General features: G+C 52.0%; 16 protein-coding genes. 7 read left to right on the top strand and 9 right to left on the bottom strand.

Going from position 1 to position 15995, the window contains the following annotated elements:
• The first annotated feature begins 74 nt into the window (after nt 1–74).
• On the top strand, nt 75–1568 hold the full coding sequence (locus BQ7364_RS12435; RefSeq protein ID WP_072685010.1) for a bifunctional ADP-dependent NAD(P)H-hydrate dehydratase/NAD(P)H-hydrate epimerase: 1494 nt from the start codon (nt 75–77) through the stop codon (nt 1566–1568).
• Nucleotides 1559–2029 carry a GNAT family N-acetyltransferase gene (locus tag BQ7364_RS12430; protein ID WP_072685009.1) on the top strand — a complete coding sequence of 157 codons (471 nt, stop codon included), beginning with the start codon at nt 1559–1561 and terminating at the stop codon, nt 2027–2029. Before BQ7364_RS12435 ends, BQ7364_RS12430 begins: the two co-directional genes overlap by 10 nt.
• A 114-nt stretch (nt 2030–2143) precedes the next feature.
• Here the strand turns inward: BQ7364_RS12430 and BQ7364_RS12425 are convergent, their stop codons facing one another.
• Nucleotides 2144–4192 carry an alpha/beta hydrolase family protein gene (locus BQ7364_RS12425; RefSeq protein ID WP_072685008.1) on the bottom strand — a complete coding sequence of 683 codons (2049 nt, stop codon included), beginning with the start codon at nt 4190–4192 and terminating at the stop codon, nt 2144–2146.
• 66 nt (nt 4193–4258) lie between these two features.
• Nucleotides 4259–5158 carry a mechanosensitive ion channel family protein gene (locus tag BQ7364_RS12420; protein ID WP_072685007.1) on the bottom strand — a complete coding sequence of 300 codons (900 nt, stop codon included), beginning with the start codon at nt 5156–5158 and terminating at the stop codon, nt 4259–4261.
• A 163-nt stretch (nt 5159–5321) separates the two neighbouring features.
• Between BQ7364_RS12420 and BQ7364_RS12415 the strand changes: the two genes are divergently transcribed.
• The 3 genes from BQ7364_RS12415 to BQ7364_RS12405 all read left to right on the top strand — a co-directional run bounded on the left by BQ7364_RS12415 (nt 5322) and on the right by BQ7364_RS12405 (nt 6961).
• Nucleotides 5322–5642, top strand: coding sequence for a thioredoxin family protein (locus BQ7364_RS12415; protein ID WP_072685006.1), 321 nt, complete (start codon nt 5322–5324; stop codon nt 5640–5642).
• A complete protein-coding gene (trxB, locus tag BQ7364_RS12410) occupies nt 5642–6559 on the top strand; it encodes a thioredoxin-disulfide reductase (protein ID WP_083538582.1) in 918 nt (305 codons plus the stop codon). The genes BQ7364_RS12415 and trxB overlap by 1 nt, the downstream gene beginning before the upstream one ends.
• Before the next feature lie 168 nt (nt 6560–6727).
• A complete protein-coding gene (locus BQ7364_RS12405) occupies nt 6728–6961 on the top strand; it encodes a hypothetical protein (RefSeq protein WP_072685004.1) in 234 nt (77 codons plus the stop codon).
• A gap of 14 nt (nt 6962–6975) precedes the next feature.
• Here the strand turns inward: BQ7364_RS12405 and dhaS are convergent, their stop codons facing one another.
• A complete protein-coding gene (gene dhaS, locus BQ7364_RS12400) occupies nt 6976–7533 on the bottom strand; it encodes a dihydroxyacetone kinase transcriptional activator DhaS (RefSeq protein WP_072685003.1) in 558 nt (185 codons plus the stop codon).
• Nucleotides 7534–7819: 286 nt separating this feature from the next.
• On the opposite strand from dhaS, the gene BQ7364_RS12395 reads away from it, so the two are divergent.
• The gene (locus tag BQ7364_RS12395; protein ID WP_072685002.1) at nt 7820–8326 is read left to right on the top strand and encodes a hypothetical protein; all 507 of its coding nucleotides are present in this window, start codon (nt 7820–7822) and stop codon (nt 8324–8326) included.
• A gap of 31 nt (nt 8327–8357) precedes the next feature.
• A complete protein-coding gene (locus BQ7364_RS12390) occupies nt 8358–8657 on the top strand; it encodes a hypothetical protein (protein ID WP_139248635.1) in 300 nt (99 codons plus the stop codon).
• Nucleotides 8658–9002: 345 nt separating this feature from the next.
• Here the strand turns inward: BQ7364_RS12390 and BQ7364_RS12385 are convergent, their stop codons facing one another.
• From BQ7364_RS12385 to BQ7364_RS12360, 6 genes are all read right to left on the bottom strand, one after another.
• Entirely contained in the window at nt 9003–9770 is a 768-nt protein-coding gene (locus BQ7364_RS12385) for an SDR family NAD(P)-dependent oxidoreductase (protein ID WP_200798802.1), read from the bottom strand.
• A gap of 80 nt (nt 9771–9850) precedes the next feature.
• On the bottom strand, nt 9851–11458 hold the full coding sequence (locus BQ7364_RS12380) for a mannitol dehydrogenase family protein (protein WP_072684999.1): 1608 nt from the start codon (nt 11456–11458) through the stop codon (nt 9851–9853).
• Complete coding sequence (uxuA, locus tag BQ7364_RS12375) at nt 11449–12528, bottom strand: mannonate dehydratase (protein WP_072684998.1); 1080 nt, start codon at nt 12526–12528, stop codon at nt 11449–11451. Before uxuA ends, BQ7364_RS12380 begins: the two co-directional genes overlap by 10 nt.
• 61 nt (nt 12529–12589) lie before the next feature.
• On the bottom strand, nt 12590–13654 hold the full coding sequence (locus tag BQ7364_RS12370; protein ID WP_072684997.1) for an iron-containing alcohol dehydrogenase family protein: 1065 nt from the start codon (nt 13652–13654) through the stop codon (nt 12590–12592).
• A 3-nt stretch (nt 13655–13657) separates the two neighbouring features.
• A complete protein-coding gene (locus BQ7364_RS12365) occupies nt 13658–14335 on the bottom strand; it encodes an RpiB/LacA/LacB family sugar-phosphate isomerase (protein ID WP_072684996.1) in 678 nt (225 codons plus the stop codon).
• A gap of 258 nt (nt 14336–14593) precedes the next feature.
• Nucleotides 14594–15757 (bottom strand): ATP-binding protein, encoded by a 1164-nt coding sequence (locus tag BQ7364_RS12360; RefSeq protein ID WP_255370401.1) that lies wholly within the window; start codon nt 15755–15757, stop codon nt 14594–14596.
• Nucleotides 15758–15995: the final 238 nt, after the last annotated feature.

Here is a 15995-nt window from a genome sequence, read left to right as displayed (position 1 = left end):
TTTCAGGTTTCATTATACCATTCTTTTCGGCGTCGGAACAATTTATGTTAGAATAGTGCCAGGAGGTGATCCCTGTGATCCTCGAGAAGAATCAAATCGCCGCTGCGGAAGCAGCCAGCGGCAAAACTGAAACACAGCTGATGGAGCTGGCGGGCAAACGCTGCGCCGATACGCTGCTGCACGAATATCCGGAAAACGACTCGTTTCTGATCCTGTGCGGAAGCGGCAACAACGGCGGCGACGGGTTTGTGATCGCACGGCATTGCCTGGCGGCCAACCGGCAGGTGGCGATCATTCTGATGCTGGACGACATCCGTACCCCGGCGGCGATTGAAGCCCGGCAGAAGCTGCCGGATTCCTGCCTGATCTATGGTTATGAGGAATTAAGCGAAACCCAGTTTCAGACGATGGCGCAGCGCTACGACGTGATTGTCGACTGCGTGTTCGGATTTAATTTTCATGCCCCGCTGCCGGATTTTTTGCGCAGCGCTTTCCGCTGGATCAACCAGCAGCGCCTGTCCGTTGTCAGCATCGACCTCAACAGCGGCCTGGAAGCAGATCACAGTCTTGGGGATCCCGACGCCCTGCACAGCGAGCTGACGCTGGCGTTAGGGGCGTTGAAGCCGGTTCACTTATTCAGCCGGGAACATCAGAAGCTGGACCGGCTGATTCCGATCGGACTGGGGTTTGCGGAGCCGGAGGCATCGCGCTGGATCCAGATGGATGCGCTGCAGGTCACGCGCCTGCTGCCGCGGCTGCATGACAACGATTATAAAAACACGACAGGCCGGTTAACCGTGATCGCCGGCAGTCCCTGGATGGCCGGCGCAGCTCAGTTCAATCTGGAAGCGGCCCAGACGATGGGCTGCGGCATGCTTCACGCGCTTGTCGATCCCGCCGTTTATCCGATCCTGCAGGCCGCCTGTCCGCACATCGTCTATCATCCCAACACGCTTTCGGAAGCGGATCTGACCGCTCTGCTTAATCAATCCGACGCCGTGGCGATCGGCAGCGGCTGCGATCATCTGGCAAATCTGGAAACGTTATTGGAAAGAGTGCTGCACTGCAGTTCCGTGCCGGTAATTCTGGACGCCGCCGCACTGCGCTGTCTGGCACGTCATCCAGAGTGGCTCAACACCCCTCACGGCGATTGGATTCTCACGCCGCATGTCGGGGAGTTCAGCGCGCTGTGCGGACGCAGCGTCGAGGAAATCCAGGCGGACCGGATCCGCTGCGCCGAGGAATACGCGCTCGCTCATCAGGTGACGCTGGTTTTAAAAGGCGCGGACACGCTGATCGTTTCGCCGAAAGGTCTGCGCTGCGTCAACAAGACCGGCAACCCAAGCCTGGCCAAAGCCGGCAGCGGCGATCTGTTGACCGGCATGATCGCCGCCCTCGCTGCACGCGGATTGACACCGATGGAAGCCGCCTGCTGCGGCGTCTGGCTGCATGGCAAAGCCGCGGATAAAGCGATTGAAAAGACCTCGCTGTACGGCGTTCATCACAAGGAAATCCTGGCTGGTCTGGACGCTTTCTTATTCGATCATCAGAAGGAGTTATGGCGGTAATGGAAATCCGCCCGGTCACCCGCGCTGATTTACCGGCGATCCGCGACTTGTTTCTCCGCAGCGTCCAGGAAATCGCCATCTGGGATTACACTCCCAGCCAATGCTCCGCGTGGACCGCAAGCGCTGAAAAACCCGGCTGGGCCGAGCGGTTTTTAGCCACCTGGACGATCGGCGCATTCTGTGAAGATCAGCTGGCAGGCTTTGCGAATCTGGAAAGTCCGACTCAGCTGGATTGTTTCTACGTCCACCCCGACTTTCAGCGGCAGGGCGTCGGTACCGCTTTGTTGAACGCTGTCGTAGCTCAGGCCCGCAGCCAGGGCGCGGTCTTCCTGGAAAGTGATATTTCGCTGACCGCCGAACCATTTTTCCGCAGACAGGGCTGGAAAGCTGTGCGCCGCAATCAGGTCTGCCGGGGTGATCAGGTGCTGATCAACACGACGATGCGGAAGACATGGGGTTAAAGCCAGACGGACCGTCCGTATTTTATCCCTGTCGATTTCGCTGCATATTTACCTTTAATTTAGCCTAAACAAACGGACGGCTGTGATAAGCCGTCCGTTTTTGATCTTTCTGTTTTATGATTCTGTTTCGTTTTCCGTTTCTTCTTCCGGCTCCAGCACGCTGAGATGATCGGTGTACTGATCGAACCACTGCGTGATTTCCTTTAACCGGCGGATCCGGCGAATCGGCTTCCCAGAACGGCTCAGCTCATGATTTTCGCCATGGAACAGGCAGATCCGGGCGTCGACATTATGCAGCTTCAGCGCCTGGAACATCTGTAAGCCTTCCGCCATCCAGCAGCGGTAATCCTGATCGGAATGGATGAACAACGTTGGCGTCATCGCCTTGTCCGCGTATTTTAACGGTGAGAAGCCCCACATTTTTTCCGGATTTTCCCATGGCGTCGAATCCATCTGGCTCATGTTGTGATAATAGCCGATATCGGTTGTCAGCGATTTGGAGAACCAGTTGGAAATGGAGCGCTGGCTGGCAGCACACGCGAAACGATCAGTATGGCCGATAATCCAGTTGGTCATAAATCCGCCGTAGCTGCCGCCGGTGACCGCAACGCGTCGTTCATCAATCATCGGATAGGTCTTCAGCACGAGATCCGTAAACGTCATGATATCGGAATAGTCGACTGTTCCATACTTGCCGCGCAGATCCATAAACGCGTTGCCGCGGCCGTCGGAACCGCGCGGGTTGCAGAAGAACACAAAGTAGCCCTGAGAAGCCCAATATTGCATCTCATGCATGAAGACTTCGCCATACGCCGCTTTCGGTCCGCCGTGGATATCCAGCACCGCCGGATAGGTCTTCGCCGGGTCAAAATCGATTGGTTTCAGCACCCAGCCGTCAATCCGCACGCCGTCGTTGGTAAAGCTGATCTTCTCCGGCTGAGCAACATAGGACTCCGCGAGCACGGCGTCGTTGACATGCGTCAGTTGGATTTCTGCGCCGTCTTTCAATTCGTACAGCTCCTGCAGCCGCATTTTGCGCATCGCGCTCAACACGATCCGGCCGTTCTGCACGTCGAAGAAATCGACGGAGCCTTCCGCCGTCGTTAACGCCCGGCGCTGCCCCTGACGATCAAACACCGTCAGTTCGGAATGGTTATCCCACGTCAATAACGTCCAGATCTCGCCGTTGACGATCTTCCAGCCGCGGCCGCCATACAGCTTGGCATCGCTGCCGACAGAGCTGCCCCACGACAGATCCTCGCCGTTGAGCAGTGTCATCGCACCGCTGGCAACATCAATCGTATACAGCTTGGCGTTCTCGCTGGATCCCCAGGTTTGATAGTCGGTCGCGGTCACGGCCAGCTGGTTATCGTTAAGCCAGCCGAGATGACCGAAGCTCCATTTGCCCGACGGCACCAACGTCGTCCGCTCGCCGCTGGCCCGGTCAATTAAATACAAGACTGAGGTCTGGCTGTTGACGGAATCGAATTCAGGACCGGCGATCGCGATCTTTGTGTGATCCGGGCTGATTTCCAGATGCCGCACATCCATATATTTCGGCGATAAGATCTGAGCCTCGTCTGTGCCCGGTTTCACCAGCACCGCCCAGGTTCTTTTTTTATTGATGAAGCCGCGGCCGTTAAACCAATACGGCAGTTCGTCTAAAACCTCGTAATCCTTTTCTTCTTCCCGCTGTGCCAGCACCTTGTCGAGTGCCTTGCCTTCCAGCCCCTCTGCCGGCAGCTCGTTGAGATCCTTCAAGACCAGCGCGGCCATCGTTTCCTCGTCGACCGGCTTTAACGCCGTGACCTTCCATGGCAGCGTAAACGCCTTCCGCGCTTCCCCACCGTTAAGATCCAGACGGTAATAGGTCGTCTGCGTCTTCCCCTGCTTCGCCGCTTTTTCATCCTCGCCGGTCCGATCGGCTGGAAACAGGATATGTTCCGCGTCTTCAAACAGGAAATTACGTTCTTTATGACCTGACGTCAACGGAATACTGCGTTTCTGATCAAAGTCCCAGCACCTCAGATCGTGCTCATACCCGGTGCCTTCCGCGTTGCTTTGGCTCTGCACATAAACGCATCGCCGGCCATCCGGCGATAACGTCGCTTCCGACAGATACTGATAGGCTTTAAACGTATCAATTTGAATTGGTTTTGCCATTTTATTCTCCCCCTGCCCCGCTAATGGAGCTCATTGTCCTTATTTTACCGCTGCCTGAACGCAACGTCAATTTGGTTGTGACGAATCTTCCGCTTCCATTTTCAAATGCACGTCCTGCTGCGGATACGGAATGCCGATCCCGGCCTCATCCAGCGCTTCCTTGATCGCCAGACGCAGGCCACGTTCGACCTCCCAATGCCGTAAGGGCAGCGTGCGGCAGATGACCGTGATGTTGACGGAGGAATCCGCCAGCTCCGTAATTCCCTGAACCTTCGGTTCCTCGACGATGATTTCCTTGACCTGCCGGGCATACGCCTTGGCCGCCTGATCGAGAATCTCCATCACCTGGCGGCTGTCCGCTTCATACGGCGTGCCGACCGTGACCTTCGCCAGCGAATCCATCCGGGAATAATTGATCACCCGGCCGATCGTGCCGTTGGGAATGATGATCTGCTGCCCGGCGAAGTTTTTCAAATACGTCACGCGCATCGCCGTCGCCGTCACAGTGCCTTCAATATCGTCCAGCTTGACATAATCGCCGACCGAAAACTGCTTTTCAAACATCATGAAAAAACCAGTGACCACGTCCTTGATTAAGCTTTGCGCGCCGATGCCTAAAGCCAGCGAGCCGATCCCGGCGGATAACAACAAATTGTTGATCGCATTGCCGAAGCCCAGCTGCGCCAGGATCATCAAGGCGCAGATGCCGTAGACGATATAACGGAAGGTGCTGCGCGTCATCGTCATCATTGTCTGCACGCGGCGCGCCTGCATTTCCGGCATTTCCTCGGATTTTTTGATCTGCCGGGCAGTTAATTTGGAAATCAGATTCAATACCAGCTTGCCGCCCAGAACGATCAACAGTATGCCGACGCCTTTCCAGAACAACAGCCCGCTGTTTTCAGCGAGCGTGCTCAGAAAACCGTTGAAATAATCCGTGATTGTTTTTCCCAGAATTCCTGTCATGAACATCCCCCTGTCTTGTGCTTAAGTTTAACGAAAATCGGCGGCTTATTCAATCCTTCTTCATGGAATTGAAAGATTTCCCGGGGTTTGCAGGCAAATTCCTTGTTTTCCCGCGTTTTTCACGGCTATAATGAAACCAGAATAACATAAAGGAGGATTCGTAATGGCAACGGTAATTACAAAGGATAATTTTGATCAGGAGGTCGTTCATTCCGACCTGCCGGTCATGCTCGATTTCCAGGCGCCCTGGTGCATGTACTGCCGGCGTTTAGCCCCGGTTATCGCCAAGCTGGAAAAAGAATTGGAAGGCCGGGTGCGGATCGGGACAGTCGATATTGATCAACAGCCGGAGCTGGAAGAAAAATTCGACGTCAACACGATTCCGTCGCTGATCCTGTTCAAGCAGGGCGTGCAGGGTTCAACGCTGGTCAATCCGCCGTCCCGCGGCGCAATCATGAGCTGGCTGGAAGAACAGGGGATCTGATGATGGAACACGTACAAGTCGTTGTTTTAGGCGGCGGCCCCGCCGGATACACGGCGGCGCTGTATTGCGCCCGGGCTGGTTTCCGCACTGTAATCCTGGAAAAATTGTCGGCCGGCGGCCAGATGGCGACCACCGCGCAGATCGACAATTACCCGGGGTTTGACGAAGGCGTCGATGGTTTTGAGCTGGGCATGAAAATGCAGGCGCAGGCGGAACGGTTCGGTGCTGAAACTTATTTGGAAGAAGTGCTTTCCGTGGATTTAACCGCAGTCCCCAAGAAGATTGTCACCGACAGCCGCGAGCTGACGGCGGACGCCGTGATTCTGGCAACCGGCGCGTCGGCGCGGAAATTGGGCGTGCCGGAAGAAGATTCGCTGGTCGGGCGCGGCGTAGCGTACTGCGCGACGTGCGACGGCATGTTTTATAAGGGCAAGACGGTCGCAGTCATCGGCGGCGGCAACACCGCGGCGGCGGATGCTTTGTTTCTCTCGCGGATTTGCGAAAAGGTGATTCTGATTCACCGGCGCGACACGCTGCGGGCCGACCGGGTTTACCTCAATCCGCTGCAAAGCTGCGATAATCTGGAATTCATCTGGAACAGCACGGTCGATGCCATTCTGCATGATCAAAAGGTCACCGGTCTGCGGCTGCGCGACAAGTTCAGCGGCGAGCTGCAGGAAATCGCATGCGACGGCGTCTTCGTCGCAGTTGGCCAGCTGCCCAACACCGCTTTGTTTGAAGGACAGCTGAAACTGGATCATGGATACATCGCCGCGGATGAAACGACGAGAACCTCGCTGCCGGGTGTCTTCGCGATCGGCGACGTGCGCACCAAAGCGCTGCGGCAGGTCATCACCGCCGCCAGTGACGGCGCAGTCGCCAGCCACTTTGTTGAGGAATACCTCGCTTCCCTGTAAGCTTCCGTTCCTCATTTCATAATTTCATAACATATTTGACGGCCGCGGTTTTCCGCGGCCTTTTCTGCCCGCCGAAATTTGTCTGAAATTACGACACAACGCGCAAACTGCTTATAGGCAAATCCTGTCTGTTCACGTATGATAATTTCAGAAAGCAAGGGATAGGAAATGTCATTGGACGCAAAGCTGAAGCAATCACTTTTGGAAACCGCCGCCCGCCATCGGCTGCGCCGCGGCAAATCCGGAAGGCAGACCGCCCGCAATCTCGTCGATCTGACCTGCACGCTGAAAAAAAAGGATCTGCCGGAATATGACAGATCGCTGATCAGTGAAGAATGCTTCAATCTATTAAAAAAGACGAGTATCGAAGACACGACAGCCTGGCTGATCCATCGGATCTAGCCTTTTTCATTGGCTTAGAACTGCCCCTGCAGACGCAAATTCGCCATTTTCTCGCTGTCATTGGCCAATTTCCGAATCCGCAGCGACAGGGATTTGGGGCTTTCCTTCATTCCGTTCCGGACCCAGTCACAGATAATCCCGCACATTCCATAGCTGTAAAAGCGGGAATACAGCCGCACATCCGCCTCCTGCAGCCGCAGGCTCCCATCCAGACGGCGGATCGCTTCTTCAAACAGCGTGCAGGTGATCTGAAACAGATAATCCTCAAAACACTGCGGCGAAGCGCTGATCGTATTCTCATAGAAGATCTGATTTTCGCGCATCATGGTCAGCAGCTTTTCCATGTGCTGATGCCAGTTGTCAAAGGTCACGTCGCTGGCCAGATAAACAAACCCTTCCTGATAATAAATCCAGTCCAGCAATTCGTATTTATCCTGAAAATGGTAATAAAACGTCTGACGATTCAGTCCGCATTGTTCCGTGATGTCCCGCACTGAAATCTTGTTAAAGTCCTTGTGATGACATAATTCTTTCAAGCCTTCCGCGATCGCTTTTTTCGTCAGATCCGCCATGTCCTGCCTCCCGGATCTGCACTTGCCCGACTCCCGGCCGCAAATCCTGTTTCTACGATAGCTTTATTGTAAGCTATTTTGATCAAAAGGGAAAGAATGAAGCATACCCGCTTCTGATAAATGGGATTTGGATCCAAGCTCGGTCATTTTACGGAGTGCTGCAGCCTCTGATCTCTGTAAAAGAGCGTAAGGATTTTAAAACACTGAATACTTTCTATTTAAAATTAATATTGGTATTAATTATCACATCCACTATAATTAAATAGGTATTAGGAAGAAGGGCGAAATGGATAAAAGTAATTTCCAGCAATATAAGCAAGCCAAAACTATTTCCGAGCAATTACAATATTTAAATGAACATAAAAGAGTTCAATTTAATGAGATGAATAAAGAAAACGCAGGAAACAAGCTGCTAGAATATAACTACATTAATGTAATTACTCCGTTTAAACATAGATTCGCTAAATTAAATAACAAGAAAGAAGTTGAAAAATCAAACGGAAGACATGTATACGAGAGAGATATAGAATTTCAGGAGTACTATAATTTCTTTATCCGTGAAAGAAAGTCTTATCCTATTATCATTACAAACATATTAGATTTTATACTACATTTTAAAACCAGCGTCGCTTATAATATTCTTACAACCTGTAAAATCCAAGATTCAAACCAGTTGAAATTATTTCTTGATAAATTAAACTTAAAATTTGCTTTTTTAACGTCGAAATATAAGGAAAACAGAATTGAACACATGAGCAATCGCATAAACGCTCTAAAAAAAAGATATTTTTAAATATGCTGATGTTTATTGCTTTTTTGATAGAATGAGTTTAGGAGATATGCTAACCGTCTTTACCTGTCTTGACAATTCAATGCAAAACAGAATTTTTCAGGATTTAAAAAAGTTTCAAATGACATTTAATGTTGATAAAGTCCCTGATTTTATTGATAAAGTGTTTTGTCTAGTATCCATTAGAAACTGTGTAATGCATTGCAATAGCCTGGAAATATTAATCAGATTCTATAATCCTAAAACACATGAGCTAAGAAAAAAATCAGATAGGAAAAAATATTTAAACATGATAAAAAATCTAAGTATAGAAAAAACTCACGATAAATCGTGAGTTTTCTTCCGCACCGAGTGCCATTTACAATGTTATTATATGCTATAGGTCGGTGAATATCAATTAAAAGTTTATATCAAAATCCTGAAGTTTGCTTTCACCGCAATCGGAAAGAGATCTTTAGTAAAACTCACCCCAGTGCCGCTAAGGAATTTTGTTTTCGAAGCCAAACCGTTCCGAGATCTTTTTCCTGATGTTGACAATCCCTGTCTTCGGCATAAAGCCGAATGTCCTTCCAATTTCGGACTCATGAAGTTCTAATGGCAAGAGCTTGTGAAATGAAAAAGACCGGCTTCCCGCATGGAAAAACCGGCCTTGGATTCGATCTTCGATTCGATAACTTCTTTAGCGCGCCAGCCAGCCGCCGTCGACAGGAATCGTCGCGCCGCAGATATAGTCGGAAGCTTCGCTCGCCAAAAAGACCACCGGTCCCTGCAGCACGGACGGATCGCCCCAGTAGCCGATCGGCAGCCGGTCGAGCACTTCTTTATTGCGGACCGGATCGTCCTGCATCGCCTGCGTCAGCGGCGTCTTCATGTAGCCCGGCGCGATGGCGTTGACGTTGATATCCTTGCTTGACAGCTCGTTGGCCATTTCCTTCGTCAGCCCCATGATCGCCGATTTGCTGGCGGTGTAGGCCGGTACGAGGATGCCGCCGGTAAAGGAAAGCATGCTTGCGATGTTGATGATTTTACCGCGGGTTCCCTGCTTTACCATCTGGTTGGCTGCACTTTGTGAAAGCAAAAAGACCTGCTTCAGATTCAAATTCAGCGTGTAATCCCAATCCGCTTCGGCGTATTCCAGAAACGGTGCGCGGCGGTTGACGCCGGCGTTGTTCAGCAGAATATCCAGATGACCATAAACGTTGACGACTTCCGCGACGATCGCATCGGTCAGCGCTTTGGTCGGCTTCGATAAATCTGCCTTCATGTAATGATAACCGCGGCCGATCTTTTCAATCGCTTCCCGGATATTCGCATCGTCGCCATGGCCGATGTTGAAAATATCCGCGCCGTTTTCCGCCAGACCAACGCACATCGCATAGCCTAAGCCTCGATTTGCCCCGGTCACTAATGCGACCTTGCCCTTTAGCAATCCTTCTTTATAAATCATATTCATCCTCCTCACTCGTTACCCTAACAATAGCACAAATTCCGTGTTTTGTATCCTTCATTTATTTTTTCACAAGTTGCTCAATCCAACTGTTCATGCAAAGTCCGCCGCACAGCGCCCGGACCTAGCAGCATTGCGGTCAACAAATCTTCCACCCGTTCAATAAGACCTGCATCTTCCAGATCCAGTCCGAAAATCGCCGGATTCTTTAAAATAGCGCGCACGCCGGTAAGCGGCGGGCAGGTCTGACCCAGCGTAATGCCTTCCAGCAGCGGCCGCAGCGTGTCCAGCAATGGGTCCGGGCTTAACGGCATCGGCTGCCCCTGATCATCAATCCCCAACAGGTAGCGCAGCCATCCGGCATAGACCAACGGGATCGCCTTTAAATCGGAAAGCGGGCGGCCTTCCTTCATATACGCCTTGACGGTTTCGCCAAACCGCACCCCCAGCTTCTGTGAGGTATCGGTCGCGATCCGCTGCGGCGTATCCGGCATAAAGGGATTCGGGATGCGCAGCGTCAGCACTTCGTCAAGAAATTGTTCCGGCGCCAGAATTTTCGGGTTTGTCACAACCGGCAACCCTTCCACCCGGCCGATCCGTTCCGCCAGCCGCTTTAAATCCGGATCCTGCATTTCCGCACTGATCTTGGTGAAGCCGAGCAGACAGCCGAACACCGCCAGACCGGTATGCACCGGATTCAGACAGGTCGAAACCTTCATCCGCTCCACCTGCTCTACCGTCTGCCGGTCCGCGAACATCACGCCGGCTTTTTCCAGCGGCGGACGACCGTTGGGAAAACGGTCCTCAACGACGAGATACTCACATTCCTCGGCGTTGACAAACGGCGCGATGTAGGTATGCCTGGCCGTTATGATCGGGCTGACATCCTCCACTCCGTCCTGCTTCAATAACGCTTCAATCGCCGGATCCGGCCGCGGCGTAATCTTGTCGATCATCGTCCATGGGAAACTGACCTGGCCTTCATCCTGCACATAGTCCAGAAAGCCCACTTCCATCTTGCCCGCGCGCGTCCAGCCTTCAGCCATTGTCACAATCGCCTGTTTCAGCTTTTCGCCGTTGTGCGAACAGTTGTCCATACTGACCAGCGCGATCGGCAGCGCCCCGTTTTGATACCGCGCGGAAAGCAGCGCGGCGACTTTGCCAATATAGCTGAGCGCCGCCTGCGGCCCCCGTTCAAACTCAGCGGCGATCTCCGGCAGAATCTGCCCTTTTTCATCGCGGACACGATATCCTTTTTCCGTGATCGTAAAGCTGGCCAGCTGCAGGCTCGGCTGGATGAACAACTTTCTTAACGTCGTGAAATCCGCGCTGGCCGGATCGAGCTTCAAGGCGGCGGCCAGACTGCCGATCACCGTTTTTTCCACGCTGCCTGAGGCTTTCAGCGTGACCAGAATATTCAGATCATCGTGCGGATTGAGCATTCCGTCGACGATTTCATCATCATATCCTTCCGCCGCGATCAGACCTTCCGAAACTTCCCCGGCTTCAATCAGCTGCTGCATCAGCCGCGTCTGATACGCGCGGAAGATATTCCCGGCGCCAAAGTGAATCCAGCGCGGCGTTGCCAGCGTTGCCTGACGCATCCGCTCGCGGTCGTATTGCGGCAGCGTGTAGCCATGATCCAGCCAGCCTTGCCGGTCTTTCAGTCCTTCATCAGTTAATCGCATACGCGGCCCTCGCTTTTGACAATCGCTTCCCACAAACCGTTAAGATAAGCCGCGCCCAGCGCCCGGTCATACAGACCATAGCCCGGCATCGCTTTCTCGCCCCAGATCATCCGGCCATGGTCCGGACGGATCGGGCCGTCAAAACCGATATCGAACAGCGCTTTCATAATTTCATACATATCAAAGCTGCCGTCACTGGACAGATGCGCACTTTCCTCAAAATCATCCGGCGTATTAAACTTCAGGTTGCGGACATGCGCGAAGTGAATCCGGCCTTTTAACGAGCGGATCATGTGCGGCAGATCATTTTCCAGATTTGTTCCATAAGAACCGGAACAAAACGTCACGCCGTTGTGCGGATTGTCGACCATCTTCATCATCCGCAGAATGTTGCCCTCGTTAATAATAATCCGCGGCAGACCGAACACGCTCCAGGCCGGATCATCCGGGTGAATCGCCATGTTGATGTCATACCGGTCGCAGACAGGCATGATCGCTTCCAGGAAAATCCGCAGATTTTCAAACAGCTGCTGCTCATCGACGCTGCGGTACAGCGCAAACAATTCCTTGATCCGGTCCATTCGTTCCGGTTCCCATCCCGGCAGGATAAAACCGTTGGTATCCGCGCCGATCGAAGCGAACATCTTTTCCGGATTCAATTCGTCCACCGCTTTCTGCGTGTACGCCAATACCGTCGAGCCGTCCGGACGCTTGCGGGCCAGTTCGGTCCGCGTCCAGTCAAAAACCGGCATGAAATTATAACAGACCATGTGGATGTCCGCTTTGCCCAGATTTTCCAGCGTCTGAATATAATGATCGATCATTTCGTCGCGCTGCGCCGTTCCCGCCTTGATCGCATCGTGAACGTTGACGCTTTCAATTCCGCTGACGCGCAGTCCGGAAGCCTCGACCTCATCTTTCATCGCCGCGATCCGCTCAGGCGTCCAGATTTCACCTGGCAGCGTGTCATACAGCGTCGTGATGACGCCGCGGACGCCCGGAATCTGACGGATTTGTTCAAGCGTTACGGAATCGTAGCCGGTCCCATACCAGCGTAATGTCATTTCCATAGGTTTTATTTCCTCCTTTACCTAAAAGAAAAGGGACGGCTTGTCCCTTTGTTCAGACTGTTTAGCCTGCGTAGTTTTCAAGATCGTCGATCGCCTTGCGGATCAGCGCCTGGGTGACCGGATACGGAACATGGTTGAGTTCCTGATTCTTTTCCGCCATTTCCAGCACATCGCTTAACGGATCGTCCTTACTTAACTCTAAATCCGCCAGACAGACCGGCAGCCCGATTTGACGGTGGAAGGCGTAAGCTTTTTGAAGCATTTCCTTCTGACCGTCCATCATCAGCTGCACCAGCGTGCCGTAGGACACAACCTCGCCATGCAGATGGTTCTTCTCGATATGCTCGCGCACCGTCAACCCGTAGAACAGAGCGTGCGCCAGTGCGGAATTGTAATCGGGATGGACAAGCAGTGAAACGCTGCCGGTGGAAATCAGGATATTCTGGATGATCTGTTCGAGATCGTCGCTGACTTCCTGATTTTTCGCTGCGCGCAGCGCGCTGACGCCGTGGGCGATCACCGGCTCAAAGCACATCGCGCTGATCGTACGGCCCAGTTCGCTGGCATAATTCAGTGAATCGTTGCGGGCGGAGAACGTACACTCCACATGCTTCGCCATCGTATCGCCGATACCGGCCCATAAATACTGAATCGGCGCTTCGGCAATGACTGAAGTCGGGATCAGACAGTGTACCGGCGCGGCCTTCAGCTTTGGAATATCCTTGAACGAACCGTCGGCGTTATACATGATGCTGATCTTGGTTACTGCCGCGCAGGTGGAGGCGATCGTCGCAATCGTGACGACCGGCTTTCCCAGCTGATCGCCGGCCAGCTTCACCGTGTCCAGACATTTGCCGCCGCCGATGCCCACCAGCACGTCTGCCCGCCGCACATCCGGATCCTCTGTCAGCCTGGCGACGTTCTCATAGGTTGCCTCATGCCCATAACAGACTTCCCTGACAACGTCCAGCGAACCCAGCGCCGGGGTTAACAGCGCCTGACAGGCGGCATAGGCTTTCGCACCATGAATCAGCGCCACTTTGCGTCCATAAGCAGAAACGACGCGTTCCAGATCATTCAGTGCGTCCGGGCCGATCGTATAGCGCGGAAGGGTCACGTTTTTCATACTTTATTTGCCTAAGACTTCACGTACATACGCTTCCAGCTCGGCGTTCTGGCAGCCGGCGAAGAAGCAGTCCTGGAACCGCTGCGTCAGCGCTTCCCTGACCATGCTCTGATCAAGCGCCTTCAAGCCTTCCAGAACCGGCTTGCCCACCGCGGCCTTCACTTCGTTTAACAGCGCGGCGTTGCGGTTCTGCGATTCCTTGCGGCCCGGCTCATTCGGATAGCCCATGCCCTTCGGAGAACCAAATGCTTTTTCAAAAATCGTGTGGATGTTCAGCTCGCCGCCCCAGCCGAAGCCTTTGGCATAAGGGATCGACAGTGCGTTGCCGTTGTTGATCTGCAAGAACAGGTAGGCGTCCGACGGTTCGATGCAATAGCCGCAGACAACGCCCGGATATGCGTTCAGCGACATCAGCGCGCCCTGACCGGTGCCGCAGCCGGTAACGACGAAGTCCACCGCGCCGCTGTTGAGCAGCAGGCAGGCCTGAATGCCCAGATGCAGATAAGTCAGACGTGGATTTTCTTCCGTATACGCTTCCGGAACGTCCTTGTCCAGCAGCGGTTTTGCCATCGCGGTGTTATAAACGGTATGACCCATCGGTTCGACGACGTCTTTCAGCTGTTCCAGAATAATCGTGTTCTTCGGGGCCTGGCTGAATTCATTCATTAATGCAATTTTCATGTGTTTGTTTCTCCTTTTCTTCTTTTTAACAGGAACATCGTTTTCCTGTTCCTGTCTATAAAAGTATCATAAACGATTCGTTCCGGATTATCAATCCTCGTCATTTTAATGTGGTAAATTGTCGTTTATCCGCCCTGCCAAAATGGAAAAGCAAAATAATGTGATCCAATAAAACTTCATTCTGTAATTTTTCATCCTGTTTTCCAGCTAAGGTGATCCGATCAATACCCCTTGCCCAGGTCATTGTTTTCAGTTTGACTACAGTACTGATACAGGACAGTACCAGGACTGGCGGTTAAACGGAATCAGCTCGTCGCTTAAACATAGAATGATTCCCGGCTGAACGTCGAGATGAAACTGCTGCAGAACATTAAAATTCTTATCCGGTTTCGAAGGTTCCTTGCCTTTCTTAATCTCGATCGGCGTGATCTGATCCCCATTCACAACAAGCAGGTCGATCTCCTTCTTATCCGTATCCCGGTAATAGAACAAATCGACAGGTTTGCCGGCATTGTAATAACTCTTAACAATTTCCGTAACGACATAAGTTTCAAAGAAGGCACCATCCATCGCACCATTCGCCAAGGTCTCCGCATTCGGCCACCGGCATAAATAAGCCGCAAGTCCTGTATCCATAAAATAAACTTTAGGAGTTTTGACCAACCGTTTGGAAATGTTGGAAAAATAAGGACGCAGAATAAAAATCACACCGGACCGCTCCAGAATGGATATCCAGGATTTAGCGGTCGGCAAGGAAACGCCAATCGTCTTAGCGATTTCATCATATTTCAACTCCTGCCCCGTCCGGGCAGCTACAAAGACTAGAAAATCATAAAACTCATTCAGTTTTCCAACCTGCGCCAAGTCTTGAATGTCACGTTCAAGACAGGTATTGATATAGTCCATATAGTAACGATCGTTGTCAAGATCACTAACACGCAATTTAGGCATGCCTCCACGATAGATATCCTCATAAATCGTATGGATATCCTTCTTCACGCTGGTTTTCAGGCGTTCCCGCAAAGATTTTAGATCCGGCTGAAAAAGTCCGACGGGACGTCCCTCGATCTCAGCAGCCGACAATCCGGCCATATCAAAAACGGCAACCCGGCCTGCCAGAGATTCAGAAACACCCTGCATCATTTTAAATTTCTGCGATCCGGTAATCCAAAACATCCCGTTGTTATCTTCGCCCGCAAGCGCCTTCTCATCGACAATCTTTTTCATTTCCAAAAGAAGCGAAGGAACACGTTGGATTTCGTCGATCAACAGCGGTGATCCATAAGTTTCAAAAAAAAGGGCAGGATCCTGAATTGCCAGTCTGCGGGCATTGCCGTCATCCAGTGTGACATAGCGCCGATCCGGTTCCTTGATATGATTCAGCATTGTAAATTTTCCCATCTGACGCTGGCCGCAGACCATGACGACAGGATAAGAGCGAGAGGCTGTTAGAATTTGATTTTCTAAGTGTCTTTGAATATACATGAAAGCACCTTCTTTCGATATTTTTAAAGTATAACTTTACTTTATCCGTATTTTCCGAATAAATCAAATATAGAAAATTGTATTTTCATCTGCTTAATAACCTTCATTAGATATCGACCTAGGGTCATATAAAAAACCGCACAGACAACAAACGAGCACCTTGGGTAAGATGCTC

The sequence above is a fragment of the Holdemania sp. Marseille-P2844 genome (assembly GCF_900120005.1).
GTDB lineage: Bacteria > Bacillota_I > Bacilli_A > Erysipelotrichales > Erysipelotrichaceae > Holdemania.
The sequence above is the reverse complement of the archived record's forward strand: the minus strand, read 5'-3'. Positions and strand labels throughout refer to the sequence as shown.